The organism is Alteribacillus sp. JSM 102045 (genome assembly GCF_041949975.1).
In the GTDB taxonomy this organism is placed as follows: Bacteria; Bacillota; Bacilli; order Bacillales; family Marinococcaceae; genus Alteribacillus.
In genome coordinates, this window is the sequence record NZ_JBHFQG010000026.1 from 1 (window position 1) to 25618 (window position 25618).

20 protein-coding genes are annotated in these 25618 nt (G+C 42.3%); 15 read left to right on the forward strand and 5 right to left on the reverse strand.

Annotated features, from left to right (window positions below; all coding sequences use genetic code 11):
- Positions 1 to 486: 486 nt before the first annotated feature.
- Positions 487 to 1311, reverse strand: a complete 825-nt coding sequence (locus ACE1TI_RS15575; protein WP_375008483.1) for a tetratricopeptide repeat protein — start codon at positions 1309 to 1311, stop codon at positions 487 to 489.
- A 372-nt stretch (positions 1312 to 1683) separates the two neighbouring features.
- On the opposite strand from ACE1TI_RS15575, the gene ACE1TI_RS15580 reads away from it, so the two are divergent.
- From ACE1TI_RS15580 to ACE1TI_RS15625, 10 genes are all read left to right on the forward strand, one after another.
- Complete coding sequence (locus tag ACE1TI_RS15580) at positions 1684 to 3348, forward strand: N-acetylmuramoyl-L-alanine amidase (protein WP_375008484.1); 1665 nt, start codon at positions 1684 to 1686, stop codon at positions 3346 to 3348.
- Between the two features lie 204 nt (positions 3349 to 3552).
- Positions 3553 to 5046, forward strand: coding sequence for an S-layer homology domain-containing protein (locus ACE1TI_RS15585; protein ID WP_375008485.1), 1494 nt, complete (start codon positions 3553 to 3555; stop codon positions 5044 to 5046).
- Positions 5047 to 5515: 469 nt separating this feature from the next.
- Entirely contained in the window at positions 5516 to 6655 is a 1140-nt protein-coding gene (locus tag ACE1TI_RS15590; RefSeq protein WP_375008486.1) for a polysaccharide pyruvyl transferase family protein, read from the forward strand.
- A gap of 22 nt (positions 6656 to 6677) precedes the next feature.
- Positions 6678 to 8018 carry an O-antigen ligase family protein gene (locus ACE1TI_RS15595; RefSeq protein WP_375008487.1) on the forward strand — a complete coding sequence of 447 codons (1341 nt, stop codon included), beginning with the start codon at positions 6678 to 6680 and terminating at the stop codon, positions 8016 to 8018.
- A gap of 3 nt (positions 8019 to 8021) precedes the next feature.
- Positions 8022 to 9146 (forward strand): glycosyltransferase family 4 protein, encoded by a 1125-nt coding sequence (locus ACE1TI_RS15600; RefSeq protein ID WP_375008488.1) that lies wholly within the window; start codon positions 8022 to 8024, stop codon positions 9144 to 9146.
- A complete protein-coding gene (pssD, locus tag ACE1TI_RS15605) occupies positions 9130 to 9606 on the forward strand; it encodes a PssD/Cps14F family polysaccharide biosynthesis glycosyltransferase (RefSeq protein WP_375008489.1) in 477 nt (158 codons plus the stop codon). The genes ACE1TI_RS15600 and pssD overlap by 17 nt, the downstream gene beginning before the upstream one ends.
- On the forward strand, positions 9603 to 10082 hold the full coding sequence (pssE, locus tag ACE1TI_RS15610) for a PssE/Cps14G family polysaccharide biosynthesis glycosyltransferase (RefSeq protein WP_375008490.1): 480 nt from the start codon (positions 9603 to 9605) through the stop codon (positions 10080 to 10082). Before pssD ends, pssE begins: the two co-directional genes overlap by 4 nt.
- Before the next feature lie 45 nt (positions 10083 to 10127).
- A complete protein-coding gene (gene murJ, locus ACE1TI_RS15615) occupies positions 10128 to 11660 on the forward strand; it encodes a murein biosynthesis integral membrane protein MurJ (protein ID WP_375008491.1) in 1533 nt (510 codons plus the stop codon).
- A complete protein-coding gene (locus ACE1TI_RS15620) occupies positions 11657 to 12955 on the forward strand; it encodes a UDP-glucose dehydrogenase family protein (RefSeq protein ID WP_375008492.1) in 1299 nt (432 codons plus the stop codon). The genes murJ and ACE1TI_RS15620 overlap by 4 nt, the downstream gene beginning before the upstream one ends.
- A 28-nt stretch (positions 12956 to 12983) precedes the next feature.
- Positions 12984 to 13748 carry an S-layer homology domain-containing protein gene (locus ACE1TI_RS15625; RefSeq protein ID WP_375008493.1) on the forward strand — a complete coding sequence of 255 codons (765 nt, stop codon included), beginning with the start codon at positions 12984 to 12986 and terminating at the stop codon, positions 13746 to 13748.
- Between the two features lie 619 nt (positions 13749 to 14367).
- On the opposite strand, the gene ACE1TI_RS15630 is transcribed toward ACE1TI_RS15625, so the two are convergent.
- Both ACE1TI_RS15630 and ACE1TI_RS15635 read right to left on the reverse strand, forming a co-directional pair.
- Entirely contained in the window at positions 14368 to 15699 is a 1332-nt protein-coding gene (locus ACE1TI_RS15630) for a SpoIID/LytB domain-containing protein (RefSeq protein ID WP_375008494.1), read from the reverse strand.
- Between the two features lie 140 nt (positions 15700 to 15839).
- The gene (locus ACE1TI_RS15635) at positions 15840 to 16058 is read right to left on the reverse strand and encodes a hypothetical protein (RefSeq protein ID WP_375008495.1); all 219 of its coding nucleotides are present in this window, start codon (positions 16056 to 16058) and stop codon (positions 15840 to 15842) included.
- A 458-nt stretch (positions 16059 to 16516) separates the two neighbouring features.
- Here ACE1TI_RS15635 and ACE1TI_RS15640 point away from each other — a divergent pair, with 458 nt between their 5' ends.
- Positions 16517 to 17575, forward strand: a complete 1059-nt coding sequence (locus ACE1TI_RS15640; RefSeq protein WP_375008496.1) for a glycosyltransferase family 4 protein — start codon at positions 16517 to 16519, stop codon at positions 17573 to 17575.
- A gap of 661 nt (positions 17576 to 18236) precedes the next feature.
- Positions 18237 to 18797: a reverse transcriptase domain-containing protein gene (locus ACE1TI_RS21920; protein WP_483860652.1), complete on the forward strand. Its 561-nt coding sequence runs from the start codon at positions 18237 to 18239 to the stop codon at positions 18795 to 18797.
- 684 nt (positions 18798 to 19481) lie between these two features.
- Here ACE1TI_RS21920 and ACE1TI_RS15650 read toward each other — a convergent pair.
- Both ACE1TI_RS15650 and ACE1TI_RS15655 read right to left on the reverse strand, forming a co-directional pair.
- Positions 19482 to 20525: an LCP family protein gene (locus ACE1TI_RS15650; protein ID WP_375008497.1), complete on the reverse strand. Its 1044-nt coding sequence runs from the start codon at positions 20523 to 20525 to the stop codon at positions 19482 to 19484.
- Between the two features lie 307 nt (positions 20526 to 20832).
- Positions 20833 to 21480: a YigZ family protein gene (locus ACE1TI_RS15655; protein ID WP_375008498.1), complete on the reverse strand. Its 648-nt coding sequence runs from the start codon at positions 21478 to 21480 to the stop codon at positions 20833 to 20835.
- Positions 21481 to 21719: 239 nt separating this feature from the next.
- On the opposite strand from ACE1TI_RS15655, the gene ACE1TI_RS15660 reads away from it, so the two are divergent.
- The 3 genes from ACE1TI_RS15660 to ACE1TI_RS15670 all read left to right on the forward strand — a co-directional run bounded on the left by ACE1TI_RS15660 (position 21720) and on the right by ACE1TI_RS15670 (position 25565).
- A complete protein-coding gene (locus ACE1TI_RS15660; RefSeq protein WP_375008499.1) occupies positions 21720 to 22865 on the forward strand; it encodes a sensor histidine kinase in 1146 nt (381 codons plus the stop codon).
- A 181-nt stretch (positions 22866 to 23046) separates the two neighbouring features.
- Positions 23047 to 23760 carry a response regulator gene (locus tag ACE1TI_RS15665; protein ID WP_375008500.1) on the forward strand — a complete coding sequence of 238 codons (714 nt, stop codon included), beginning with the start codon at positions 23047 to 23049 and terminating at the stop codon, positions 23758 to 23760.
- A 959-nt stretch (positions 23761 to 24719) separates the two neighbouring features.
- The gene (locus tag ACE1TI_RS15670; protein WP_375008501.1) at positions 24720 to 25565 is read left to right on the forward strand and encodes a DegV family protein; all 846 of its coding nucleotides are present in this window, start codon (positions 24720 to 24722) and stop codon (positions 25563 to 25565) included.
- Positions 25566 to 25618 lie beyond the last annotated feature (53 nt).

Below are 25618 nucleotides of genomic sequence, written 5' to 3' on the forward strand. Positions count from 1 at the left end.
CGCAGAAACTCTAGCACAATATGAATCAGGGAATGTTGCACATTTGGATGATCTTACCTACGATCCAATAATATAATAACCACTTGTAAAAAAATGGATGTTGGACTACCTTTATAGCCCTATTGTCTTTTTTCTTCTGTAATATGGAATATAAAAATCAGAGTATTCCGAACAACTGATAAATGTCAATAAATGGTATATTTGTATTGGTTTACAAGTGTATAAAATTTTTATGCAACGCTAGTGAGGCAATTATGTTTTTACTAGTTGTGGATAACTATCTCCATATTGTTTGATCCGCGTCTAGCTTCAGCGCCCAGCCTCTCGGAGGCCCAAGACGGTTTAAGGAACTTTTGCTAGAATCGCGAACATCGTGTTCGCAACGCAAAAGTTAGCACATCCTGTGGAAGTAAGAGCGCCTTTAGTGACTGGAGAACATTTACCTGTCGAGGATGATCAGGGCGCTTGCGCTTTTGTTCTGAAGATTTATTCTTCGATAGAAGCATTTAAGTAGTCTTTATATAGGTTATAGCTTTTATCACCGTAGCGGTTCAAAAACTCGGCAGTAGGTTCAAACGCTTGGGTAAGCGCTTCTTTCTCTCCTTTGCGGTCATCCATGGCCGCATAAACTTCGCTCATCCGATAAAAATGGGTCGGGTCTTCCGTGTCAAGAGCAGTAAGTTCATCATAGCGTTCCAAACTATTTTCAAAATCTCCAACAGCAAAATAGGCTTGAGCTAAAGCTAATAACAAATCACGCCCTGGCTGCTCATCGTTTTCTTCCATATTTTCTTCTAAATCGAACAGTAATTGCGCTCCTTGTTCCACGTCATATTCAGAGTCAATGAGAAGCTTGGCGTAATCTATCGTATTTTCTTCACTTTCCGGGTCCAGCTCGTATTGCTGTTTCATAAGGGCAACAGCATCTTCCACTAAAGCTTTAGAGGGCTCTGCTGTCCGTTGTACGTGTGCTTCCAGAGCTTCAATATAACGACGGGAAAATGGAGCAGCCTCATCTTCTTCCTCTGCCTGCAATTCTCGTAAGTAAATGATGACTTCGTTAAAATTCCCGCTTTTAATTTCATCTTCCATAATGCTGTTAATGTTGCTTGTGGAAAGGTCTTCATTTCGAAAACGTTCGGCGAGTTCCTGCAGCGTTTCTTCATTGTAAGTAAAATTTTCATCCTGATAAGCGTATTTATCCGTATCTATCGCTTCTTCTTCTGCTAAATGGCGGTTCATTCCGTATGTCGAACAACCGGAAACAATTAATAAACACGAAAGAAAACCAATAACAGTAAACTTTTTCATCATTCTATCACCTGTTCTTTAGGAGTAACTTCTTCATTTTAAACGAAAATGCCGTGAAAAGAAAGATAAAGAATAGGATGGGGGAAGAGTAAAACAATGTCATGTTTTGAACATATTTGTAACCGAATTTTAATATAAAATAATATTATTTTACTATTTTCGATATTTTCCCATAAAAAATCTAGTTAATCTTCATTTTCCGTGCTATTCTTATGTGCAGAAGGAAAGGAATGGAGAATTTTACCTGTCTTTTCTTTTCTTGAAAATAGGATAAAAGGACGGCAGGTATGTTTCTGAATTATTACCTTCGTAATGCCGGCTCCCTGAGAGAGCAGAGAAAGGGATCAACACCAAAGAAGGAGGAACAGGTCTTTGTTAAAGAAAATTTCATATGTGCTGCTGGCCCTGTCTCTTCTGCTTTCTATTTTTCCATCGCTCGGTTTAGAAAAAGCGAAAGCAAGTGACAGGTATTCTGATGTAGGCAGTGATCATTGGGCGTTGGATGAAATTATGTACCTGGCAGATGAAGGAGTTGCCACGGGGGATGACACGGGAAGGTTTAGAACAACAGAGCCGCTTACGCGGGCACAAGCATCTGTTATGATGACTAATGCTCTTAACGAAAGCGGGCTGGACCGTTCTGCACCATCGTTTTCGGATGTAAACACTGAGTTTTGGGCTTACTCCCGCATTGAGCGGGCTGTAGAAATGGGGATTTTCCAGGGGAATAATGGGAAGTTCAATCCAAACGACAGCATTGAAAAAGCTCAGGTCGCAGCCGTTGTGGCTCGTGCTTTTTTTGGACAAGATTCGCAGCATAACGACAGCAGTTTAAATTACAGTGACATATCTGATAGTTTTTGGGCAAAAGGATATATAGCAAGTCTTGTAGACAACGATGTAATAGAAGATAAAGGCAGTTTTAAACCAAATGAATCAGCCACTCGTGCTGAGTTTGCCGTATTTTTAGCTAGAGCAATGAATGAAGATCTTCGTCTTAATAACGATAACGAGGAAGAAATAGAAGAAGATGTGGGGTCGGACGAGTCACCTTCTGACGAGGACATCCTTTTTGAAGGAGTTGTTAATGCAAGCACTCCGTTAAACGTCAGAAAAGGACCGGGAATGGATCACAGCGTTATCCATACATTAAGAGATGGTACGAATATAGACGTCTATGGTATTGAAGGCAACTGGCTTGAAATTTTTGTGAACGATAAAAAAGGGTATGTGTATCAATCTTACATAGACGAAGCAGATGGAGTAGGATCTGATAATCGAAGCAACCCGGCAGATCCTATCGATCAGGGGCAAGTGACTGCTTCTACTTTAATGGTTCGTTCCGGGCCAAGTGCAAGCTACGACAGCATCGGCAGCTTAAGTAAAGGTGATGTTGTAGATATTTATGAAGAAACAAACGGAAGCTGGTTGCTCATTAAGTACAATGGTGATTGGGCTTATACTCACAGCGGATATTTGGGACCAGTCGGCGGTTCGCTCAGCGGAAAAACAATTGTTATTGATGCTGGGCACGGCGGCAGCGACCCGGGAGCACAAGCAAACGGCTTAGTTGAGAAAAATGTCGTTCTATCTGTTGCACTTCGCGTAGAAAAGCTGTTAAAAGAAGACGGCGTTGATGTTGTGATGACACGAACTAATGACACATTCATCACTCTTAGCGGAAGAGTAAGCATTGCTGAACGAGCTAACGCTGATTCCTTTGTCAGTATTCATGCTAATGCAGCGACACCTGCCGCAGAAGGTGCAGAGACTTTTTACAGCACTACTCACAAGGCACAAGAAAGCCGCGAGTTAGCGGAAGCTATTCAGGACCGCCTTGTCAGTGATACAGGCATGAACTACCGCCGTGTAGCAAACGCTGGATTTTATGTAATTAAAAATACAACGATGCCGAGCACGTTGATTGAATTAGGTTTTCTTACAAACTCTAAAGATGCGAATCGTATGAAAAAGGCCGGTTACAATGATAAAGCAGCAAAAGCAGTGTACAATGGTATTAAAGATTATTATGAGTAATAATCTATGAAACTACTTCCCGCTTGAAGGGTGTGTTAAACCTTCAGGTGGGATTTTTTTCTTATTTATGGTGTTTTTTCAATTATCTTCTCTTTTTTTAAAAAGAAATGGTAAAATGTTAAAAGATGCTGTTTTATTTCAGGTGAAAAAAGGAATAGAATGCTAGGTTTTTCTTCTAGAGACTTAGACAGGGGGCGAATAATATTGAAAAAATCAGCTCTACCTTTTTTTCTGCTTTTATTCATCATTGCTTTGCCATTATCACTTGAAGCAAAGACCTCTTTTAAGGATTTGGAAAGTTCTTTTTGGGCAGCTGAAGAAATTCAATTTATTGCGGATCAAGGAGTTGCAGCAGGGTATAAGGATAATACCTTTCGGCCAAAAGCAAACGTAAGCCGCGCCCAAACAGCGAAAATGATTTCCAATGCACTGGATTTAGATGCAGACAGCCAATCTGACCAGGAATTTAACGATGTTGACGAAAGCCATGCAGCTTATCCTTACATAGCTGCAGTAGCTGAGGAAGGGATCATGAATGGAAGTGATGGGAACTTTCGTCCAAATGAAACGTTAAGCCGAGCGCAAATGGCCGTCGTTCTTTCCCAGGCATTTGATTTAAATGAAAAAGAGGATATTTCTTTTTCTGATGTGTCAGAGGATTACTGGGCGTTTTCATCGATTCAGAGGTTAGCAGCAAATAGAATTACGAGCGGTCTTTCTGATGGCAGCTTCGGTCCAGGAGAGAATACAACAAGAGCTCAATTTTCTGTATTTCTTGCCCGGGCGATGGAAGAAGAATACCGCGTAGAGGAAGTAAACCTTCCGCCGTCTGGTGTGGATAGTGAAGAAGAAGCCTGGCATTTCCGCGGTGTTACAATTGGAGATTCAGCAGATAAACTGGCAAGCACGCTGGGAGAGCCGGAAGAAACCGAGAAAAGCCGGTATGGATTTGAATGGCGCCTTTACCACGATGACTATGATAACTACGTGCAGTATGGCGTAGAAAATGGAGAAGTGGTCGCCGTTTATTCAAACCAGGACACTTGGAGAGATGAAAGTGGTCTTCAATTAGATGACAGTAACAGTGATGTTATCGACGGATATGGAGATCCTCTTCAATACATTCAAAAGGGCGGTTCTAACTTCAGCTTGGAGACAGAAGAATCAGGGACCTATAAAGAAAATGGTCGATATACTACATTTTTCTATGACAAGCATCGTGACAACCGCATAACTGCTGTACTGCTTGTGGACAGTGAGGTAGAAGAGAACTTCAATCAATATTACGCAGAACCGACAAAGAGTTTAAAAGAAAGCTATGAACACCAGGTGTTTCACATAGCTAACGCTCAGAGAAAACGATACGGCCGCAGTATCTTAGAATGGGATGACATGGCATCTGGAACAGCACGGGCTCACAGTGCGGACATGGTAAGGAATCAGTTCTTTGACCATACCAATCTGGATGGTGAAAATCCGTTCGACCGGATGAGAAAAGACGGGATTAAATTCTATAATGCTGCCGAAAATATTGCTTACGGTCAAGTCAGCCCTATTTTCGCTCACGAAGGCTGGATGAATTCCAAAAGCCACCGTGATTCTTTACTGGGCAACTATAAGCGTTTAGGTGTCGGTGTCGCATTTAATGAATCGCGGAAGCAGCCGTATTACACACAGAATTTTTTCACACCAAGATAAACAAGAAACCGTTCCTTCACTCTGGAACGGTTTTTTGTTGTTTTAGACAGCGAGGGAAGTGGAGGTAAGTGGAGGTTATCCAGTAGTGTTCATAAATACGAGAAAGCAGACCATATCTCAGAAAGTGTACATAAACCTGAGAAAGTGGTTCATATCCTGCAAATAAATACCGAAAAACATACACCACAAAAATTGAACCCATTCCACATAAAGCTAGCCCAACCTAAAATTATTCTCACAAATTTCAGCATGAAGATCTCGTCAATTTTCAACAATTATCTTTGACATGAAATCGAAACTAGGCGAGCCGGCCGAACGGGTGTATAATAGAAGATATGGTAATATGCGTATGCTGCGTGTCTTATGCCATAGGCACGCAGCATTGTCTTGCATTGACACATAAGAGTTTAGCTGAAGTAATACTTGCACGTTCAATAAATTTCAGAGAAAAGGTTAGGTACGTATACATATGAAAGTTGGAATTATAGGGAATTACGGCCATAACAACAATGGAGATGAAGCGATTCTGTCTGGGCTGCTTCATCAATTAACGACTGCCGGCCACGTCCAAAAAGAAAATATTGTTGTTTTTAGCAACAACCCGTCGAACACAAAAGAAAGACACGGGGTAGCCTCTTTCCCGCTTCTTTATAAGGAAGGAAGTGTGGTTAAATCAGGGCTGAAAACGATAAAAGAAAGCCGAAAAGTGATGAAACAGCTTGACCTCCTTATTATTGGGGGAGGCGGTTTACTGATGGATATGTATAAACGGGACGCTCCTTTATACAGCGTACTTGGCTTAACGGGAAAATTCAGCGGCTGCCGTGTTGCTGTCCATGGAGTAGGAGCAGGGCCGATCACGACAAAGCCAGGCAGATTTTTTATAAAAAAACTGCTGCAAGCGTCTTCTTCCGTCGCAGTACGTGATGAAAAATCAAAGCAACTATTACGAGAGATTGGCGTCCAAAAGAATGTGGATGTTATTTATGACCCTGCTTTTTCTGTGCCTGTAAAAGAGCCTCGTCAACGCTCAGACCGTATTCAAAAGGTAGGGATAACGGCCGTACCTTATTTCAGCCAGCAGTACTGGCCGACGCCTGATCCCGATAAATATGAAGCCTATCTCACCGGCATGGCTGCATCACTTGATCAGCTTATCCCAGAAAAAGGCATAGAAGTGACTTTTTTTTCAACAAAATATCCTGAAGACGTTCAGGTTACAAAAGATATTGCGGCGAAAATGAACCAGCAAGAACATATCAACATCATAGAAGACAATCTGCCGCCAGAGGAGATTGTAAACATAGCTTCATCACAGGATTTAGTTATCGGGACGCGCTTACACTCGCTTATTTTATCCGTGAATGCCGAAACTCCGATAATTGGTGTGGAATATCACAAAAAAGTGAAGGATTTCATGAGTGAAATAAAAAAAGACAAATATTCAGTGCCGATAGACAAGCTCCAGGATAAAGAAAACGGCATCGTTCAAGCCTTTGAAAAGGCTGATACCAACTGGCAGCAATTACAGGAAAACACAACTGATATATCGCGCAACCTGAAACAAAAAGCAGCAGAAGGCATGAAACTGCTCGAACTTAAAAATTAGAAATGAATGGTGTGACAGAGTTATGTTTAATCGGTATCTGCCAAAAGAGAGAGCTAATCATTTTCTCTTAATGGCAACCGTTTTATTAGTTGTATGGACTTCATTTGAATTACTTTTCACCCGTATTTGGAATAATTGGCTTCCTATCATACCAAGCTTATTAGGATATGCAAGTGAAGGGCTTTTGATGGTTATGACTGCGGTTGTCCTATTTCATCCCAAAATAGGGAGAAAACATCTTAAAGAACGATTTAAAAATCCATTAAATAAAAGCCTGCTGATCTTTTTTGGCTTCGTTTTATTTAGTTTATTTGTTAATAATGTTCCATTTGCACAAGGGGTATTTGGAGTACGTGCTTTATTTCAATTTTTAGTGCTGTTTTTTATTTTGCTCGCCCTCGACATTCCCGAACGGTGGGTGAAACGGCTGTTTCATATCATTCTTGGGCTTGGTGTGATGCAGGCTGTAATTGGAATTTTCCAGGTTATTCTCAGAGTTCCGCTCCCGCTTCGAAATACAGAAGAGCGCCGCAGCATTTCGATCGGGGAAGAAATAAGAGCATTTGGATTAATGGATTCTAGTAATACACTCGGCGGCTATTTAGTAGCGATTTTACTTTTGCTGGCGATGTATGTTTTTGTGTTCCGCCAGCAGATTAGTAAAAAACAATTAATAATATATGGATTAATCGGCCTCGTTTTATTAGCGGGCGTTGGTTTAACATTCTCCCGACAGGCCTTTCTTGCACTCATTGCCTGCTTCGGGTTGATTGGATTGATTTTTAGAAAAAACAAAGCATTCCGTATTATGCTCTTTACATCGATTGGGCTGCTGGTCGTTTTTGTCGCAGGATATGGACTTGCGCTTACCTTTTTTGAAGGCTTTGCGCAGCGAAACCTATATACGCTTGATTTATCTAAAAACTACCGTTATTTAATTATATTAAGCGGACTGCTTGTATTTACCTTCAGCCCTTTTTTTGGCGTTGGACCGGGTATGTTTGGGAGTAACGCTGCTTTCTTTTTTAATTCGAAATTTCATCAGTTTATGCACGAAGACCTTCCGACAACGATGACGACTGTGGATAACAACGCTCTCTATGTCCTGGTGGAGTATGGCGTAATCGGGGTTATTTTACTAGCCCTCATTGCTTTTGTGATTTTGAAAATAAGTGGAAAAATGGCACTTTCCGCTGACTTAAAACAACGGTGGCTTGGTCTTTTCATTATTACGTTTACTGTTGCCTGGTTTTTCATGGGGCTGTTATCAACAGCCTGGGAAAATCACCAGATCGCTTTATTTTTCTGGCTTTTCCTCGGTATTGCAGTGAATTGGTTCAAACGAGAAAACACGGGGGAATAAACGATGCGGATTCTAGTGATTAGCAATATGTATCCTTCACATGAGGCTCCGACCTTTGGCATCTTTGTCAAAAATCAAGTAAAAGCGTTATCGAAACAAGGGAATCAAGTGGGTGTAGCAGCCATAAATAACCCAAAAATGGGGAAGAAGAATGTGTTGAAAAAATACAGCGCATGGTTGTTAGGGACAGCGCGCCGGCTTGCTTTTGGCGGAAAAGCATATGATGTCGTTCATGCTCATTATGCTTTTCCATCCGGCTTGCTGGCACGCTGGTTCCGCCGTCGTTACGGCACCCCTTATGTTGTCACCTGCCATGGCGGCGATTTAAATAAGATGGCCAGAAAGGGTGCGTTTTTCCGAAAACAGACAGAGCGCATTCTTCACGATGCTGCTCACGTGATTGTAGTAGGGCGGGATTTAGAACAACAGGTAATCCACGATTTTAACGTCCCAAAGGACAGAGTGTCGGTTTTTAGTATGGGAGTGGATCGCGCAGTGTTTTATCCCCGGCCGAAGGAAGAAATACAGAAGCTTCTGAAGCTTTCCCAGGATAAAAAACACCTTCTGTATGTTGGTAATATTATTGAAGAAAAAGGGATCGGCGATTTAATTGAAGCTGCTGCTTCTTTGCGGGAGAACGTGCCGGAAGCCGTGCTGCATGTAGTCGGGCAGCCAAAACAGGAAGAATACTTTGAAAAACTGAAACAGCGGATTGGAGAATTAAACTTAACGGAACACGTCAATTTCCATGGACCTAAATCACAAACCGAAGTAGCGGACTGGATGAGTGCAGCCGATGTATTTGTGCTGCCTTCTCATACGGAAGGCTTCGGGTTGGTAGCAGTGGAAGCAATGGCCTGCGAAACACCGGTAGTCGGAACAGATACAGGCGGCTTAACACATTTGCTAGCTGATGATGCTGGAGCTATTGCAGAGCCCCAAAACCCAGCTTCTCTAGCAGAAAAAATGCAGCAGGTTCTGGAAGAAGAAAGCTATAAAAAACAGCTGGTGGAAAATGGCAAACAGCAAGCTGAAGCAAATGATGCCGAACAAATTACAGCAAAAGTGATCAACATCTACCAAGAAGCACAACAGAGGCAGGGTGAAAAAAATGAGCAAAAAACGTAAAAAAGTGTTGTTTATTTCATCAGTCGGCGGGCATTTAACCCAGTTAATGCAGCTGAAACCTCTGTTTGAGAAATACGATTACTATTTAGTGACAGAAAAAACAGAGGTAACGGCTGCCATGAAAAAGGATCATCCGATGTCTTTTCTCGTCTATGGAGCCCGAAATTATCCGATCAGTTATCTCTTTAAATTTTCATTTAACTGTTTAAAATCACTAGGAATTTTTCTGAAAGAGCGTCCTGACGTAGTAGTTACAACCGGTGTGCATACCTCCGTGCCAATGTGTTATATTGCGAAGCTGTTCCGCAAAAAAGTCGTTTTTATTGAAAGCTTTGCGAAAACGTCTTCGCCGACCCTCTCTGGACGCCTTGTCTATCCGATTGCAGACCTGTTTATCGTGCAATGGGAAACGATGCTGAAACATTACCCGAAAGCAGTACATGGGGGGTCGATCTATTGATCTTTGTTGTATTAGGAACACACGAACTTCCTTTCACGCGCTTATTGGACGAAATTGAACAGCTTGTGAAAGAAGAAGAGATTACAGAAGAAGTCCTCGTTCAAAGTGGTCATACCAAATATGAATCAGACCGGTTGAAACTCGTGCCGTTTATGAGCTTTGAAGAAATGGATCAAACCTTTGATGAAGCACGGATCGTTATTGCCCACGGCGGTACGGGTTCGATTATCACAGGTGTAAAAAAAGGAAAGCCGGTAATAGCGGTGCCTAGACTTGCGGAGCATGGTGAACATAATGACGACCACCAGCTTGAAATTGTAGAACAGTTTGATTCAGCAGGCCATATTATAGGCACTGAAGGACCGTCAGAGTTAAAAGAGGCATTGAAACAAGCGGAAACCTTTGAAGCCGTACTGTTTAAAAGTGGAAAAGAAAAAATACTCCGTATGTTGGAAGACTTTATCGACAAAGTGTAAAGTTTGTCTGCAGGGGACTTGTTCTCCGAAAGGAACGTGTTTGTAATGAAAGGCAAAAAATTACTGCAAATAATCGGAGCTGTTGCTGTAATTAACCTTCTGTCGCGGCTGATCGGATTTTTCCGTGAAGTCGTTATCGGCTACCAGTTTGGAACGAGCTATGCTGCTGACAGTGTGGTGACGGCCTATACGCTGCCGAATTTTTTTTACGTGGTAGTCGGCGGAGCCGTAACGACCGCTTTTATTTCGGTTTATACAAAAATTGATGATACGCTTGGCCAAAAGCAGTATCTTGAGCGGGTATTCGGCTGGCTTTCTCTTGCTTTGGTTCTTTTCAGCGGAGGGCTTGTCCTTTTCTCCGAGCAGGTCATTTCTCTGCTGTTTTCTGGAATGGGTACAGAAGAATTTCAATTAACGAACGATTTATTCCGTGTTATGGCACCTGCCACTTTCTTTTTAATTATTTCGATGTGGTTTACAGGTATCTTGAATGTAAATAACCGCTTTTCGTGGGCAGCAGCAGGAACACTGCTATTAAACGGGTCTTTTCTTGGAATTGCAGTTGTTTTTTATCCATGGATTGGCGCCTTTGCGCATGCATGGGGAGCTTTAATCAGTGCAGCGCTTATGTGTGTGTTTCTCATTTATTTAATCCGGAGGGAAAAATTTTTCACATTCCGGTTTCGTCTTGATCGAAGCCCGGAAACGTGGCGGACAATGAAAATGGCTGTGCCGATTCTACTTGGCGGGGCGACCTTGCAACTGTATTTTCTTATTCACCGCATGTTCGCTTCATGGCTTGAGGACGGCTATATTGCTGCTTTAAACTATACATCAAAAATTGTACAGCTTCCGCAAAGTGTATTAATGATGGCGGTTACTACCGTTATTTATCCGCTGCTTTCTAAAAAGGTAGCAGCCAACGAAGAAGCTGGCATCAGCACGCTTTATTTTAAAGGTTTAAGAATGATGGGGCTTTCTATTTTACCTGTTGCTATATTTGTTATTTTGTATGCAGAAGACATTATCCGCGTGATTTTTCAATACGGAAACTTTACCGAGCAATCCACAAATATGGCAGCGCCGCTTTTGCAAATACTCGTCATCGGCATGTTTTTTCACTCAGCGAATTTATATGTGACGCGGTTTTTTTATGCTTACGAGCATTCCATTTTTCCTGTAGCGGTAAGCATGCTGTCCGTGTTAGGCATCAATGTCGCTATCATCTTTCTGTTGATTGATTCTTACGGTGCGGCAGGTGTAGCATGGGGTACATCGATTGCTTCCATATGCAACTTTGTTTTCCTCCTTATAGGCACCCAATTTATGTTAAAATTGCAGAAGACGTCTGATGTAAAATGGGGAAAAGACGTAGTGAAACTATTAACTCTCCTTGTATTGTTTGGAGCAGCACTATTTGGCTGGAAGTCGATAATGACAGCTGGAGGCTCTTATTTTTCAGTAATAACAGGAGCTGCTGCAGCAGCAATCATATTAATCATTTTAATGAAATTACTTAGATTTCAAGAAATAGAAGATATAGTGGAAAAAGTCAAAGAGAGGGTTGTGAAGAAATGAAGTTAGCCGTTGTAGGGACCGGTTATGTTGGTCTTGTATCAGGTACGTGTTTTGCAGAGCTCGGCAACGATGTCATATGTGTAGACAAGCTTAAAGATAAAGTCGAACAGTTGAACCGAAATGAAATTCCAATTTACGAACCGGGCTTAGAAGAATTGGTACGAAAAAATAAAGAGGCCGGCCGGTTGGCATTTACAACTGACTTGAAAGAGGCGGTAAAGGAAGCAGAGGTTGTGCTGATTGCCGTTGGAACGCCTGAAACAGAAACAGGAGCGGCAAACCTCTCTTTTGTTTACGCGGTTGCAGAAGAAATCGGAGAAGCGTTGGATGACACATTTAAAGTGATCGTTAATAAATCCACCGTACCGGTTGGAACAGGAGAGGCAGTAGAAGGAATTGTACGGAAAAGAAAGCCGGAAGCTAATATTGATGTTAGCTCCGTCCCAGAGTTTTTACGTGAAGGTTCTGCAGTCAATGACACCTTTCATCCAGATCGTGTAGTGATTGGCACATCTTCCGAAAAAGCAGCAAGCATGTTAAAAGAACTGCATCTTCCGCTCACAGACAACATTGTTATTACAGATCCACGCAGTTCAGAAATGATCAAATATGCTTCTAACGCCTTCCTGGCGACAAAAATATCATTCATAAATGAAATAGCTAACATTTGTGATCTCTATGATGCCGATGTTCATGCTGTCGCCAAAGGCATGGGACTCGACCACCGTATCGGACCGAAATTTTTACATGCCGGTATCGGTTATGGCGGTTCTTGTTTTCCTAAAGATGTAAAAGCATTGAAATATTTAGCCGAAGATAAAGGGTACCACCCCAATATTCTGCAGGCCGTAAATGACGTGAATGAAATCCAAAGCCGCAAAATGGTAGAACACCTCGACCGCATCTTTGATGGAGATATCAGCGGCAGAACGATTGCCATTTTAGGCCTGGCGTTTAAACCAAATACAGATGACATGCGGGAAGCTCCTTCTCTAAAAATTATACAAGAATTAATGGAACGAGGGGCCTCCATTCGCGCCTTTGATCCAATAGCGAAAGAAAATGCTGAGCAAATGCTGCCGGACGAGGTGGAATATGCTGAGAGTGCACTTGCTGCAATTGACGGAGCAGACGCAGCCTTTTTAGTAACAGAATGGGACGAATGTAAAGCCATAACTCCAGGACAATGGAAGAATTCATTAAAACAGCCAGTTGTGGTGGATGGCCGCAATGCCCTCGATAAAGAAAGCTTAAAAGCAGAAGGAATTATTTATCACGGCATTGGCCGCAAGTAGATTTTAGTATGTGAAAGGGGATGGGGACATGAAGATTCATATGAAAAGCCTGTTCCTTGGGGGAAGTATACTTGGAATAGTGGTACTCACAGGATGTTCACAAGCCGAAGCAGATCAGTCAGAGGAAGCTGCAAGTGCGGAATGGACAGAAGAACAAGTAGCCGAAGCTGAAGAAAGTATTGATGGCACAGAAAAACGAATGGATGATCTCGAAAAAGAAATCAATTCTCTCGGAGGGGAACCATCATTCAGTGATGATCCAATTTTTCCAGATGTCGCCCAGGACTTTCATGCTTTCGAAGAAATTCAGTACTTAGCGTCAGAGGGAATCATCAGCGGTTTCAGTGACGGAAACTTCCGCCCATCGGAAACCATCACACGCGCTCAAACCGCTAAAATGCTGACATCAGCTCTTGACCTGGATGCCCCGGAAGATTACGAGATTCAAGCAGAAGATGTAAGCAAAGAAAACCATGCCTATGACCAGCTGGCATCCTTAGAATACCATGGCATTATGACAGGAAAGGACGGCCAAATGATGTCAGGTGAAGGACTGAAACGTTCGCAGATGGCAGCACTGCTAGTAAGCGCCTATGATTTGCCGGACACTGGGGCTGTACATAGTTTCACAGATATTGATGAAAACTATCCAAACTTCAAAGAAATCAACATTATTGCTGACCAACAGATCACGTCCGAAGCCGGGGAAGCCTTCCGCCCGAATGAAACGACCACACGCGCCCAGTTCTCGTTGTTCATGGCAAGAACAATGGAAGATTACTTTAAAGAATAAAGAACGTCTACAGAACCGCCATCGAGATAGGGCGGTTCTTTTCGATTGCCGCAGTTGGGGTGTGGGATTGTGCATAAAAGGTGGAAAGTTGATCAAAAGAGGCAGGGAGTTGCATAAATCAGGACAAGCGGTTCACAAAAGAAGCAAAGCAGTTGCTAACACATACTCCCTGCAGTCTGATCAAATATGTGGGGCCAGACCCCAATATAGGTGAAGTACCTCGAAACGGTAAATTGTTCATAAAAAGGAGAAAGTTGTGCATAAAAGTAGGGAAGTAGTTGATAAACAGCGGGGAATTGTGCATAAAACAGGAGAAGTTGTTCAAAAAAGGAGCAAAGCTGTGCATTAGTCAGGAAAAGCAATTCAAAGCAGGTCCAAAGTCGTCACTGCAGCCTGCTAAATGTGAGAGAGCAGGTCCCAATAGAAATTGGCAGCCCCCTCCCAATAGTATTTTGTTCATAAAAGATAAAAAGTTGTGCATAAATAGCAGAAAGTGCTGCATTTATCCCCCAAAATTTATACATAAAACGCAAATCTCAGCTCCCATACCTAAAAGCGAAACCACCCTAAAAAAAGAGCGGTCCGAATCATTGCTGCGAACCGCTCTTCATCTATGAAACTATCTTTCTACAATATCAATACCAGTATAATAGTGTTTTAAAATTTCTCGAAAGGTGTGACCATCCTGCGCCATCTTATAAGCTCCCCATTGACTCATGCCGAGTCCATGCCCGTGTCCTTTTCCATCAATAATAAAAGAAGAGGCGGTAGTTCCTACATATTCCACACCGCTTGATGTTCGTACAGCTAAATTCTCATAAGAAACGACTTCATCAGATCCGTCACTATGGCGTATTGTCATGCCTAGCGCGCTGTCATATGATTCTTCGGATCCATCTGCTGTTTTTACTTTTACAGAACTGCTTTCTTCTTCCAGGTCAAACATGGTACTTTTCAGCGTGGTGCCAAGTGACCAGCGCAGCGAATCAGGAGACGATCCTTCTGGCAAGGTTTTGACCTGTTCTTCTCCTGTATTAGCATTAATTCCCTTTGCTTCCATTTTTTGAGCTCGTCCGGCATTACTTTTTTCCACAACTTCCAAACCGGTAAGTTCCCAATCACTGCCTGGGAAGATCGCATTGTCGGCATCTTCTCTTGATAAGTCGACCGTCCAGCTTGTATGGGAATTTGCACTGTGTATGTCATAAGGATCTTTAACTGCTTGAATATATGGCACTTGACTGTTCCACACGTTTTCACTATTGTCCGTGTAACCGCCAGAGCTTGCGTGGAAATAGGCATAAATCAAAGATCCGTTATGTACAGCATACAGTCCTTCGGTATTCCGAATCGCTTCGTTACTGCGGCTGTCTTCTCCGGAACGACCATGATAGATCTGATGAGTGGTTGTATCATAAAGAAAATCATTCGTATCCATATTCACTTTTGCGTAGTTTCGAGCTGCTACAGCTTGTGCTTTCAAAGCTTCTGCCGGCCAGGATGCTGACATTTCCCGGGGCACCACTCCCTTTAGGTAATCCTCCATATCCAGCACATTGTAAAGCTGCAGACGGTTAACTGTATTTTCTTCATCTTCATTATCTTTATCTTGCTCTTCTGTGTCATCTGCTCCGCTTGGGTTTCTTTTTTCTTCTGGTTCAATTACAAAAGATCCCCGGTAATTCGTCTTCTGAAAAGAAGTACCTGCCCGCAGCACTGAAGAGATCACCACATAGTTATCGCTGGAAGGTCCATCTTCTTGCAGAACAAACCCTTCAGAAGATGTTTCACTCTTTTCATCCGATTCTCTGACAGTGACTTCATCTTCCCCATATCGAAATTGTAAGTCATTATCCATGTCTACTGTCTCACCATTTTCTAAATCAATTAATTCATAAGAACCGTAAACATTAACATCAAAATTAGAGGAGGGGACGAGTTTGATGGTCATGGGCTCATCATATAAATCTTCTGGTTCGGCACCGTCCGCCCCATCAGCACTCCAAGCAAGCAGAGGAACAGAAAGAAGAGCCCCAATTATTTTTTTTTACATAATAATTAATCCTTTCTTCTATGTATAGGATTGAAGCTTTAATTACTTTGTTCTTCTTTAAGGTCCTCGACTTCACCTTCGAGTTCCTTAATACGGTCTTCAAGACCTTCAATTCGCTCTTCTAACGGTTCAATTTGAGAAATAACCCAGTCCACACTGGCAAGAACGGGTTCCGATTGAGCGATAGCGGGCGTTTTTACAACGATGGCAAGAGCAAGAATGGAGCTCGCGGCTCCGGCAATAAACCACTTTTTCATAATCACTTGGACCTCCTTTTATGAAGAAATGTAGTGTTTGTTCTTACAACTTGAAAGGGAATGTGAAAGATTAATAGATGTTATTTCTAGTGCATTATACCACCTCTATTAGTTGTATAAAAGATACCTTTGCGTTTAAATAATGGAATAACATGGGAAAATTTTCTTAAAAAATATAGAGCTTTTTTGCGACCTTTATTATCATGGTATCGTCTAACGAATCAGAGTGAATTATTGGTAATTATTTTTGTAAATTTGTGTGAACATCTCCGAGCTGAAACATTTTGTGATATAATTCGATGGTGGAATCAACCAATTTAGAAAAAAAAGACTAGATTCATAGACATACATCTGTTATATCGACTGAATTTTAACTGCAATAAAGAAACTTAAATAAAAATGCAAAAAGCAATTATAAAACATCACAGATTGGGTAACGGTAATGAAGGAGGGTCAAAATGACGACCGCATTAGCACTAATTACATGTTTTTTATTATCTTTATTTTTAACACCGCTCGTAAAAAAATTGGCTTTTAAAATAGGAGCAACAGATCAGCCAAACCATCGAAAAGTGCATAAAGGTGCTATGGCCAGAATTGGAGGGCTTTCCATATATGCTGCTTTTTTGGCCGGGCTTATCATTTTGCAGCCTGAAAATGCGTATATGCCATACATTCTGGTGGCAGGTACAATAATCATTTTAACAGGGTTTTTGGATGACCTTACCGAGTTGTCAGCAAAATGGAAGCTGCTTGGGCAGATTGGCGCAGCCGTTATTGTGGTGGCAGGAGGCGTGCAAATACAATTTATTAACCTCCCGTTTGACGGAAGACTCGAGCTGGGATGGTTCAGCATTCCGATCACTTTATTATGGATTATTGGCATTACCAATGCGATTAATCTCATTGATGGGTTAGATGGTCTGGCAGCCGGGGTATCTTCCATTGTGCTTGCGACTATTTCGGTTCTTGCCATTATCCAGGGAGATATTTTTATTGTTGCTATGGGTATTGCCCTTTTAGGCGGTACTTTAGGGTTTTTGGTTCATAACTTTAATCCGGCTAAAATTTTCATGGGTGATACCGGTGCCCTGTTTCTTGGTTTTATGATCGCCGTTATCGCCCTTCTCGGTTTTAAAAATGTAACTATATTTTCTCTCGTTGTACCAGTCATTATTCTTGCAGTCCCGATTTCGGATACGTTCTTTGCGATTATCCGCCGGGTCGTTAACAAGCAGCCTTTGTCTGCACCGGATAAGTCTCATTTGCACCATTGTTTGCTCCGACTTGGATATTCTCACCGCCAAACGGTGTTGATCATTTATGCATTAAGTGCATTCTTCGGTATATCTGCTGTTATTTTTACGATTTCGACCTTATGGGTATCGCTTGTTCTTATGATGGTTCTATTGATCGGGATTGAGCTGATGGCGGAGCGAATCGGCCTTGTCAGCCACAGTTATCGACCAATGTTAAAGCTTGTAAATAAATTCTCTAATTCGCCAAAACGGCCTTAAATTAAACAGCTCTTCCTGTCAGAGGGAGGGCTGTTTTTATAGTGCGCCCGGCATGTCTAACAGCTAGGTGGTGCAAGTCCACTACAGGCTTGACAGTAGGAACTGTTAGCGGAAGGCAACGGTGTCCATCGTGAGGTGGAATCTGAAGGAAGCCGGATGCAAAATCCTGAGGTGACGAACAGGAACTGGATAGAAGGCTGAATAGGGACGGTTGAGTTTGCTATACAAAACAAAGTCCAATACTGCCCGAATCCCTTACAGTAAATCCAGCACCTACATGGGAGGAAAGTGGTTAGACTTACCCGGGAAGGTCTTAACAGGGTTCCCGACAAGAGGGAAGGAATTTCACACAGGAACAATCATGCCAGTGATGATGAATGTTAAGAAGTCAGCAGAAGCCATAGTAATCCAAAAGGATGAAGGGCTGAACGATAGTAATCCTGGAAACAGTGGAGGTGAGAGAAATACGAAAATCTACAAGAGAATAGGATGGAATCCGAAGGTACAGTAGAAGCGTGTAGTATTTCTCACGGTGAAACTGAAAAAAGGGATGGTGTGCCTAACCTCATCGACAAAGTCGTAAGCCGGGACAATCTCAATCTAGCATACGGAAGAGTCAAAGCCAATAAAGGCTCCGCTGGGGTCGATGAGATGAAAGTGGATGACCTTTTCGGTTACCTTACGCTACACAAAAAAAGAACTTATCCAACAAATAAAACAGGGCTCTTACAAGCCACAACCTGTCAAACGTGTGGAAATACCGAAGCAAGACGGAACAAAACGCAAACTTGGAGTACCAACCGTGCTGGATCGCTTTGTTCAACAAGCGATCTTACAAGTCATAGAGAAGATTATTGATCCAACATTTTCCGACTGCAGCTTTGGTTTCAGACCAAACCGTAGTGCTCATGACGCAATGACATGTGCGAAAGAATACTATGAAGAGGGCTATCGAACGGTTGTTGATATCGACATGAAGCAATATTTCGATACTGTCCCTCACGACAAGTTGATGCACAACGTGGAGAAACACATCAAAGACAAGATAGTACTCCGCCTCATTCGAAAGTTTTCACGAAGTGGGGTCTCCATTAACGGGGAGGTCTTTCCCACGGAAATCGGAACCCCTCAAGGTGGTAATCTTTCTCCCATCCTAAGTAACATTTATCTAAACCAACTCGATGAAGAACTGGAAGAACGGGGACATAAATTTGTTCGATAGGCCGATGACTGCAACATCTATGTTAAAAGTGCAAAAGCAGGAAACCGGGTCATGAAGAGTGTTACAACATTTCTCGAAGAAAAGCTGAAACTAACAATCAACCGGGAGAAAAGCAAGGTTGGGAGTCCTACGAAACGAAAGTTTCTCGGATTCTGTCTGCATAGCACCAAGCAAGGTGTAGGGTTTCGCCCCCATCAAAAGTCCAAAAAGAACCTTGAGAAGAAGCTAACACAGCGGACCAAACGAAACCGAAGTGGGAACATCCGTGACATTATCAAGGAAGTCAACGTTCGGCGCATAGATCAATGGATCAGACGCAGAATAAGGCAAATCATATGGAAACGCTGGAAGAAAGTGAAGACAAAGTATAAGAGTCTGATAAAACTTAAAGTTCCTAAACTAAAGGCTTGGGAGTGGGCAAACACACGGAAAGGGTACTGGCGTATCGCATGTAGTTATTTTCTACACAGAGCCATTTCAAATGAGATTCTCGAAAAGTCGGTTTAAAAAATCTAAACCGACTTTTCGAGAAAGCACACTCAAACTATTGAACCGCCGTATACGGAACCGTACATACGGTGGTGTGAGAGGACGGGGTTAACCACCCCTCCTACTTGATTTCAGGTTTTTAGAGGAAAGACTTTATCGTATGAAAAAGCCGCCCCTTGGGACGACTTTTTGTTCTTACCATTCATTTGTTTGATTCTGGTCCGATTGGTTTTCTTCCGGTGCTTGATAATTATCCTGGTCTTCGGGCTTATCGATTTCCAAATGAGCTTTTAATTCTTGTGAAATTTGCTGAATGGATTCTTCATTTAACTGATAATAATATCCGCTGTCTAAGTTAAGGTTTTGGCCTCCCAGCTGGAGGCGTTCAATGTCTCCGATTGAAGTAGCATAACGATGCAAAGAAACTAAATTTCCAAACGAAAAATTCATTTTCATATGCCTTTCCAAACTGGCAAGAACATCGTCATAATTCCGCAGAGATGAAATGGAGGCACTTCGGCGAATGAGAGCTTCTACAATTTCCTGCTGACGCTCGCCGCGGCCAATATCTCCGCGCGGATCTTGTTTTCGCATTCTTGCATAAGCTAATGCTTCTTCACCGTCAAGCATCTGCGTTCCTTCTTCGAGGGCAATAGCATCATGGTTCCCTTCGCTGTCCTGTTCTGTAAATGCAAAAGGAACGTCCACCTCTACCCCATCTAGAGCATTTATAATTTCAATAAAGGCGTCAAAATTTAATTTCACATAATAATCGACAGGAATATCAAATAATTCTTCAACTGTTTGAATGGCCAAATCTGTTCCGCCAAAAGCATGGGCGTGCGTAATCTTATCTTCGCCGCGCTGTGGGATATTCACAAGTGAATCGCGCGGAATACTAGTCATTTTCACGGATTCTTCTTCTTTATTAAACGTAGCCAGAATCATAGCATCCGTCCGGCCTTCCAATTCGCCGCTTCTGTCATCGACACCTAGAAACAGAACAGAAATATTATCCTGCTTTGGATCAACTGCTGCTTCTCTTCGTTCTGATTTTTCACCCCGATCAAGGGTTTCCTGGGTATCAGCCGCTACATCACTCAGCTTCCAGGCAAAATAGCCGAGTGCTCCTCCCAGCAGTAAAAAAGAAAGAAGGCCGATTAGCATAAATGTTTTTATAATGCGTCTTTTCCTTCTTTTTCGACGCCGCAGCCTAGTATTAGGCACTTCATTACCCATAACATAAATTCTCCTTGTTTTCAGTTTTCGTGCCTTTCATTCTCAATTATTTTACATAAAACACACCTATTCGTAAATGAAATTTTATTGAAAAAAAAGAGCAACAAAAGACAGACTGACATAATTCCCCTTTTTTGTGAGACGGTATCAATATGTATATCGTTACAACCATTGACAAAAAAACCGGGGGAAGTTTTATTTCCCCGGAAATAGTGCAGGAAAAACGGAAATAATTGTGATAAAAAAAGGATTGCTAAGAGATAAGTCGAAACAATGTAAAGGGCAGATTGGGTGCGGATGGAAAAGGTTACTCTTTTTTTAGTGTCACGTCAGTTTCCAGATAAGTCTCTTCTTTTTTTTCCAGATGGCCTTGTCCATTTGTCATATTGGTGATCCAATTAGAAAAGGCTTGGACTTTATCTACAGGAACATAAGCAGAAAGAGAAACATTCTCTTCGTATTCAATATCTTTTATCATATAAGAAGACTGCCTTAATTCGTTTTCCACTTTTCCAAGCCATGTGTAGTCAACCCGGACTGAAATGACTTGCATTAGTTTTCTTTCCACCACACCTGTAGCATTAATGCCTTCTGTTACGGCAGACCCGTAAGCTCTAATCAATCCTCCGGCACCAAGTTTAATACCGCCGAAATAACGAGTGACTACAACACATGTATCTTTCAGCTGGCGTTTTTTTAACACTTCAAGCATTGGAACTCCTGCTGTACCACTAGGTTCACCGTCATCGTTGGCTTTTTGAATTTCATCTTTTTCACCGATCATATAGGCAGAACAATTATGAGTTGCATTCCAATGTTCTTTTTTTATCGATTGTATAAATTCTTGTGCTTCTGTTTCGGTTGTAACACGTTTGACATGTGCAATGAATCGGGACTTATTTATGACAATTTCGTTTGTTCCACTTGGTTTTACTGTATAATAGATTGCAAGCATGACAGAATAACTCCTCCTAACGATGTAATTATACTATAATAATATTGTAAAACTTGAAAACAGGAAGACATGATATCCTATAGTAGACGGTGAAAAAATCACAAATTAGCGCATAACTATGTAATTTCTTGATTTTTTATCGGTTCTTCCGTGTGGGTACATAAGAATGTGCTAAAATAATCATAACGGATCGTGGCAGTCTGTCAAACAAACGAATCCGTCGAAGAGTGGTGACATTTTTGTCAACGAAGCTGACACTCGATGAAATCATCGACAAAATGTTAAATACTGTAGAACACAGCAAAGAACAAATCTTTGAGATCAGCGAAAATTCCCGGGAAGAATATGAAGCGCTGCAGCAGGAACTTACAGAAATCCGGGAGAAAGTCGCTGCCATAATTGATAAATCTGAAAAAACAGATATGCACGCCCGATTTGCGAGAAACCACCTTGCAGAAGTGAGCCGTCATTTTAAGAGCTACAGTAATGAGGAAGTAAAAAAAGCTTATGAGCAAGCAAATGAACTGCAAGTAGAGCTTGCTATACTACAGCAAGAAGAAAAACAGCTTCGTGAGCGGCGTGATCAAGTAGAGCGGCGTCTTTTGCATTTAGAAGGAACCATTGACCGTGCAGAAATGCTCGTGGGACAGGTTTCTGTTGTATATAACTTTTTAGCCGGGGATTTAAAAGAAGTCGGTGAAATTGTAGAAGATGCGAAAGAGAAACAGCAATTCGGTTTAAAGATTATCGAAGCTCAAGAGGAAGAACGAAAGCGGGTAGCCAGGGAAATCCACGATGGGCCTGCTCAGATGCTGGCTAATGTTCTTCTTCGCTCTGAGCTTGTGGAACGCGTTCGGGATGAAAAGGGCATGGATGCCGCCGTTGAAGAAATCCGCGACTTGCGCGTTATGATCCGCTCAAGTTTAGCCGAAGTAAGGCGTATCATTTACGACCTTCGACCAATGGCCCTTGATGATCTGGGACTCATTCCTACATTAAAAAAGTATTTGAAAAACGTCGAAGAGCACACTGGATTAAACATCCTGTTCACTCACATGGGCCGACAGCTTCGGCTGCCGCCGAATTTAGAGGTTGGCCTTTTTCGACTTGTGCAGGAAGCAGTCCAAAATGCGTACAAGCACGCAGACCCCAGGGAGGTAAAGGTGAAAATGGAGATGAAACCTTCTCGTGTTGTTATCGTCATAAAGGATGACGGCAAAGGTTTCGACACGGCCAATGCCTCTAAGGAAAAATCGTTTGGATTAATGGGTATGAGAGAAAGAATAAATGTTTTAAAAGGGGAGCTCACCATTGACTCCGCTCCAAACAAAGGAACCATTGTCATTATACAAGTTCCAGTGGAGGGAGCCAAAGCAAAAGCTTAAAACTTTTCGTTAAGACAAAAAGGGGCTTATGTTAGTTTGGTTTGTGGACAGCAAGAGAATCAGCCGCTTATCTTTTATAAAAATAGAAAAAAGAGAAAAAATAGGATAAAGCGGACATAGCAGCAACACTTATTCAGCAGCAGCCAAAACGCAACGCAATGTAATCGAAAGGATGAGAAGCATGCAGGAAACAATAGATAACACTGTCAGACTAATCCTGATAGATGATCATCAGCTTTTCAGAGAAGGGGTCAAACGTATTTTAGATATGGAACCCAACTTTGAAGTAGTAGCAGAAGGCGACGATGGAGAAGAAGCCATAACGCTCGTAGAAAAAAACGACCCTGATGTGGTTCTCATGGATATTAACATGCCCGGTACAAATGGCGTCGAAGCAACCCGAAACTTAATAGAAAAATTCCCGGACATTAAAGTATTAATTCTTTCTATCCACGATGATGAATCATATGTGACCCATGTACTGAAAACTGGCGCATCCGGTTATTTGTTAAAAGAAATGGATGCCGATGCGTTAATCGAAGCCGTAAAAGTTGTCGGCCAAGGCGGAGCATACATTCACCCAAAAGTAACCCATAATTTAATCAAAGAATACCGCCGTCTTGCTTCTGGAGATGAAGGAGCAGATGATACAGCAGAAATCGGCTTCAAGGAAGTCGAATACCGCAAACCGCTTCATATCCTAACCCGCCGCGAATGTGAAGTACTTCAGCTGATGACGGACGGATACAGCAACCGCATGATCGGCGAATCCTTATATATCAGTGAAAAAACAGTGAAAAACCATGTAAGTAACATCTTGCAAAAAATGAACGTAAACGACCGTACCCAAGCTGTCGTAGAATCCATCAAAAAAGGCTGGGTCAAAGTAAGATAAAGAAAAGCGGTACGCCAATCCTCCAAACGGCGGCCGCTTTTTTGCACGATTGAGGTGCTGCTGCCATTCAATCTGAAGTGTGTGGGGCCAGACCCAGGGTCAGACCTTGGTGGGGGCGTTCATAAAAGTCGAAATGTGGTAAAAAATGAGCGGCAGTTTTGCATAAAAAGAAGAATTTAGTTCAAATATCAGGGATATGGTTTATAACACTGCAATTTATCGGTCACTTCGCTATGAATAGTGAAGGGCTAGACTTCAGGTGTACGAGCAGTATTTCAAATCGTAGTTCGGTCAAATAGGGAGAAATGTAGCGCATACGCAAGGGGGAGTTGTTCATAAAAAGCAGAAAGTAGTTCATATACAAGTGAACGTGGTGCATTACAATGTAAAGTCGGTCACTTTACTATCAAGTGGTACGGGGCCAGACCCTCGAGTAGGACAGAGAATACTATATTGCTGGACTATCAATTACTTAAACAAGTACTCATATATGATAAAAAGTCGTTCATAAATCCGGCAAAGCATTGAATAACCTTCAAAAAACAGGCACTAAATCCCCAGCCGCAGTGCATACCTCTGCCGAAATAGTCATCCCAACTAAATTATTGCATATCCCATACAAAGTCGTTCATAAAACCGAAAAAGCAGCGCAATTCCAAACAAAAGCACTTCATAAATTCACTAACACTGTACATAATCCTTCCAAATCGCTCACCAACCCGTAATAACTCCATAAAACCAGTGCATAAACCTGAAAAACCGTACATATCCACACCATCTCTACACATAACAAGCAAAACCCTGTACATAAAAATTCCGTCTCTGACCACAACGCTCCCGCCCCACTGAAAATAAGAGAAATACTTAATTTTCCTTGCAGAAGATTGTTCGACAACTTATGATAAAAGAAGAACTATGCATAGAAGAAATCTATGAGAGATAAAAGAGAGGAAACAGCTATGGCTAATATCGCGATTGTGACCGACAGCACGGCATATCTTCCGCCGGATGTGACAGCTAATGAAAATATTACGATAGTACCTCTTAGTGTCGTTTTCGGAAACGAGGCGTACGAAGAAGAGGTGGAGTTGTCGACGGTTGAATTTTACAACAAGTTAAAACAGTCCGAGGATCTTCCGACAACGTCGCAGCCTGCGTTGGGAAAGTTCGTGGAAACCTATGAGAGACTTGCCCAAAACCATGAAGCTATTATTACGATTCATTTAGCCAGCGGTATAAGCGGCACCTATCAAACCGCTCTTACAGCGGGCGAGCAGGTGGAAGGCGTGGAAGTCTACGGTTTTGATTCAGAAATCAGCTGCATGCCGCAGGGGTACTTTGTGATTGAAGCAGCGCGAATGGCGCGCGATGGCGAAACGGTGGATACCATTCTTGATCGTCTGAAAGAAATGAAAAAAAGCATGGATGCTTATTTTGTAGTAGATAACCTGAACCACCTGCACCGCGGCGGCCGCTTGAACGGAGCGCAGGCGCTTATCGGCAGCTTGCTGCAGATCAAGCCGATTTTAACATTTGAAAATCAGCAGATCGTACCGTTTGAAAAAGTTCGAACAGAAAAGAAAGCATTGAACCGGGTGTTTGAGCTTTTTGATGAAGCTGCAAAAAATGACACCCCGATCCGGGCTACGGTGATCCACGCGAACCGGCGGGACAAAGCAGAAGAAATACAGCAAAAGCTCTCGGAAAAATATCCTAACGCTGTGGTGGATATCAGCTGCTTTGGGCCAGTGATCGGCACGCATCTTGGCGAAGGCAGCCTCGGTGTCGGCTGGTGCAAAATGTAACCTCCTATGAAAAAAGCCGGGCACCTCCCTCTCCTTCTGCCCGGCTCCATTTT

Coding starts and splice junctions, on each gene's coding strand:
- murJ (WP_375008491.1), top strand. CDS start 10,128: ATGAAAGGCAAAAAATTACTGCAAATAATCGGAGCTGTTGCTGTAATT.
- ACE1TI_RS15670 (WP_375008501.1), top strand. CDS start 24,720: ATGGCTAATATCGCGATTGTGACCGACAGCACGGCATATCTTCCGCCG.
- ACE1TI_RS15600 (WP_375008488.1), top strand. CDS start 8,022: ATGCGGATTCTAGTGATTAGCAATATGTATCCTTCACATGAGGCTCCG.
- ACE1TI_RS15650 (WP_375008497.1), bottom strand. CDS start 20,525: ATGGGTAATGAAGTGCCTAATACTAGGCTGCGGCGTCGAAAAAGAAGG.
- ACE1TI_RS15575 (WP_375008483.1), bottom strand. CDS start 1,311: ATGAAAAAGTTTACTGTTATTGGTTTTCTTTCGTGTTTATTAATTGTT.
- ACE1TI_RS15635 (WP_375008495.1), bottom strand. CDS start 16,058: ATGAAAAAGTGGTTTATTGCCGGAGCCGCGAGCTCCATTCTTGCTCTT.
- pssD (WP_375008489.1), top strand. CDS start 9,130: ATGAGCAAAAAACGTAAAAAAGTGTTGTTTATTTCATCAGTCGGCGGG.
- ACE1TI_RS15655 (WP_375008498.1), bottom strand. CDS start 21,480: ATGCTTGCAATCTATTATACAGTAAAACCAAGTGGAACAAACGAAATT.
- ACE1TI_RS21920 (WP_483860652.1), top strand. CDS start 18,237: ATGACCTTTTCGGTTACCTTACGCTACACAAAAAAAGAACTTATCCAA.
- ACE1TI_RS15595 (WP_375008487.1), top strand. CDS start 6,678: ATGTTTAATCGGTATCTGCCAAAAGAGAGAGCTAATCATTTTCTCTTA.
- ACE1TI_RS15620 (WP_375008492.1), top strand. CDS start 11,657: ATGAAGTTAGCCGTTGTAGGGACCGGTTATGTTGGTCTTGTATCAGGT.
- ACE1TI_RS15665 (WP_375008500.1), top strand. CDS start 23,047: ATGCAGGAAACAATAGATAACACTGTCAGACTAATCCTGATAGATGAT.
- ACE1TI_RS15625 (WP_375008493.1), top strand. CDS start 12,984: ATGAAGATTCATATGAAAAGCCTGTTCCTTGGGGGAAGTATACTTGGA.
- ACE1TI_RS15640 (WP_375008496.1), top strand. CDS start 16,517: ATGACGACCGCATTAGCACTAATTACATGTTTTTTATTATCTTTATTT.
- ACE1TI_RS15590 (WP_375008486.1), top strand. CDS start 5,516: ATGAAAGTTGGAATTATAGGGAATTACGGCCATAACAACAATGGAGAT.
- ACE1TI_RS15630 (WP_375008494.1), bottom strand. CDS start 15,699: ATGACCATCAAACTCGTCCCCTCCTCTAATTTTGATGTTAATGTTTAC.